The sequence below is a fragment of the Streptomyces sp. NPDC054840 genome, assembly GCF_053611065.1.
Genome location: NZ_JBSGZP010000826.1, coordinates 1 through 2,830 on the forward strand (window position 1 = coordinate 1; position 2,830 = coordinate 2,830).

A 2,830-nucleotide genomic window follows, 5' to 3' on the forward strand; every position below is an offset into this window, starting at 1 on the left:
GCTTCCGGCGGGCTTCAAACTGCCGACGGTACGGGGGCTCGCGGAGGAGCTGGGGCTGGCCGCCAACACGGTCGCGAAGGCGTACCGGGCGCTGGAGGCGGACGCGGTGATCGAGACGCGGGGCCGGAACGGGACCTTCATCGCGGCCGCCGGGGACGCGGTGTCCCGGGAGGCGGCCGCGGCGGCCCAGGCGTACGCGGACCGGGTCCGCCGGCTCGGTCTGACCCAGGCGGAGGCCCTGTCCGCCGCCACGGACGCACTCCGGGCCCGGTACGCCATGTAGCCACCACTGGTCCGGCCGCGATTCCCGCCTCGCCGTTCCCGCCTCGCCCTTCCCGCAGGGACCGAAGTACAGGGCTCCGCCCGGATCCGCGCCGCGCAAGTCGACGGGGCGGGGCCGGCCGGAGCCGGGCCGGGCCGAGGGACTGGGCGGGCCCGGCGGCCCGGGGCTACAGATACAGCCCGGCCTCCGACCTGTGCGGCTGTGGTGGCAGGATCGCCGCCGGGCCCGTGCCGCGCCGCAGGGCGAACAGCTCCGCCAGGCTGGCACCCTCACGCGGGACACCCTCGTCCGTGCCCAGCCAGGCCACCGCCTCCCGGTGGGTCAGCCGGCCGACCTCGATGCGGGCCAGGCAGCGCCCCGGTCGGACCACCGCCGGATGGAGCCGTTCCAGGTCCTCGTTGGTGGTGACCCCAACCAGAACGTTGCGGCCCTGCCCCAGCAGTCCGTCCGTCAGGTTCAGCAGCCGGGACAGCGCCTGCCCGGCCGTGTGGCGGGCCTCGCCCCGGATCAGCTCGTCGCAGTCCTCCAGCAGCAGCAGCCGCCAGCGGCCCTTCGCCGTGCCCTCGTCCTCGCCGATCGCGATGTCCATCAGGTAGCCGACGTCGTTGAACAGCCGCTCCGGGTCGAGGACGCAGTCCACCTGGCACCAGTCCCGCCAGGACCGGGCCAGCGTGCGCAGCGCGGAGGTCTTGCCGGTCCCCGGCGGCCCGTGCAGCAGGAGCAGCCGGCCCGCGATGTCGTCCGGGGTCACCTTCATCAGCCGGTCCATCGCCCCGGCCACCGGCGCGGTGTAGTTGGGCCGCACTTCCCCCCAGGTCCCGGCCGCGATCTGGCGGGTCGTGCGGTACGGGCCGCGGCGCGGGGAGACGTACCAGAAGCCCATCGTGACGTTCTCGGGCTGCGGTTCGGGCTCGTCCTGCACGCCTTCCGTGGCCTTGCCGAGCACGTCGGCGGCGAGTTCGTCGCTGACCGCCGTCACGGTGACGTCGGCGCCCCGGCTCCAGCGCGAGACGAGCATGGTCCAGCCCTCGCCCTCGGCGAGGGTGGCGCTGCGGTCGCTGTCGCGCGCCGAGCGCAACACCGTGGCCTCCGGCGGCAGCAGGGTGGCCTCCGCCTTGACCCGCTCGATCGACACGCTGTGCGAGTACGGCTGCTCGCCGGACGCGAACCGGCCGAGGAAGAGCGCGTCGACGACGTCCGACGGTGAGTCGCTGTCGTCGACGTTGAGCCGGATCGGCAGCGCGTCATGCGGGTTGGCTGACATGGCGCCCATGATCCGGCACACGATGCCGTCGTGCACCCGTGTTTCGCTGGATCGGGTGCCCAAGTTCCCTCTTCAAACGCGTCCGGAGTGAAGGTTCCGGCCGCAACTCTGCCCTGAATATTCTTGGCATGGACACTTCCAGCCAACCCCGGCTCCTTGTACCACGGACTCAGGAGTAACCCCCACAAGGAGCCGCACACATGAGCATGAAACTGTCGCGCTTCGCTGCCCTGACCTCCTCCCTCTTACTCGCCGCGGGCGCCGCCCTGTTCGGCGCGGGCCAGGCGGCCGCCACCGCCCGGGCCGACTTCGGCTACGTCGCGCTCGGCGACTCGTACTCCTCCGGCGTCGGCGCCGGCAACTACGACAGCGCGAGCGGCAACTGCAAGCGCACCACCCGCGCCTACCCGGCTCTGTGGGCCGCCGCCCACTCTCCCCAGACCTTCTCCTTCACCGCCTGCTCGGGCGCCCGTACGGGCGACGTCCTCGCGGGTCAGCTCGCCCCGCTCAACTCGGGCACCGACCTGGTCAGCATCACCATCGGAGGCAACGACGCCGGCTTCTCGGACGTCATGACGACCTGCGTCCTCCAGTCCGAATCCACCTGCGTCAACCGCGTGAACCAGGCCAAGGCCTACGTGGACGCCACCCTCCCCGGCCAGCTCGACCAGGTCTACAACGCCATCCACAGCCGCTCGCCCGGCGCGCACGTCGTCGTCATCGGCTACCCCCGCTTCTACAAGCTGAACGGCACCTGCACCACCGGCCTGACCGAGGGCGAGCGGGTCGCCATCAACGGCGCCGCCGACCACCTCAACACCGCCATCGCCAAACGCGCCGCCGACCACGGCTTCACCTTCGCCTCGGTCGCCGGCACCTTCACGGGCCACGAGATCTGCTCCGGCAACGCGTGGCTGCACAGTGTCAACTGGCTGAACATCGGCGAGTCGTACCACCCGACCGCCGCCGGACAGTCCGGCGGCTACCTGCCGGTCTTCACGAACGCCGCCTGACCGGCCGACCCCGTGCGGTCCGTTCGGTCCGGGTCCGTTCCGCCCCGGTCCGTTCGGTCCGTTCGCTCCGTTTCATCTGTTCGATCTGTCCCATCCATCCGATCTGTCTGATCCACCTGATCCGACCGGACCGCCCCGTCCGGCTCACCACTCGCGGGACTCGCCGGAACGCTCGCCGTCGGTGGCGCCGAGGGCGTCGGTGACGTACTCGGCCCGGGGGAGGGGGCCCCGCTCGTCGGGGTCTCCTTCCGGCACGTCACAGAGGTGGCC

3 protein-coding genes are annotated in these 2,830 nt (G+C 72.1%); 2 read left to right on the top strand and 1 reads right to left on the bottom strand.

Annotated elements, in window-relative coordinates; genetic code table 11:
• A partial coding sequence (locus ACWGIU_RS34625) for a GntR family transcriptional regulator (RefSeq protein ID WP_453712068.1) occupies window positions 1-283 on the top strand: 283 nt, incomplete at its 5' end.
• Between the two features lie 166 nt (window positions 284-449).
• On the opposite strand, the gene ACWGIU_RS34630 is transcribed toward ACWGIU_RS34625, so the two are convergent.
• Window positions 450-1,547, bottom strand: a complete 1,098-nt coding sequence (locus ACWGIU_RS34630) for a DUF5925 domain-containing protein (protein WP_453712069.1) — start codon at window positions 1,545-1,547, stop codon at window positions 450-452.
• A 206-nt stretch (window positions 1,548-1,753) separates the two neighbouring features.
• Between ACWGIU_RS34630 and ACWGIU_RS34635 the strand changes: the two genes are divergently transcribed.
• Window positions 1,754-2,560: an SGNH/GDSL hydrolase family protein gene (locus ACWGIU_RS34635; RefSeq protein ID WP_453712070.1), complete on the top strand. Its 807-nt coding sequence runs from the start codon at window positions 1,754-1,756 to the stop codon at window positions 2,558-2,560.
• The last annotated feature ends 270 nt before the right edge of the window (window positions 2,561-2,830 follow it).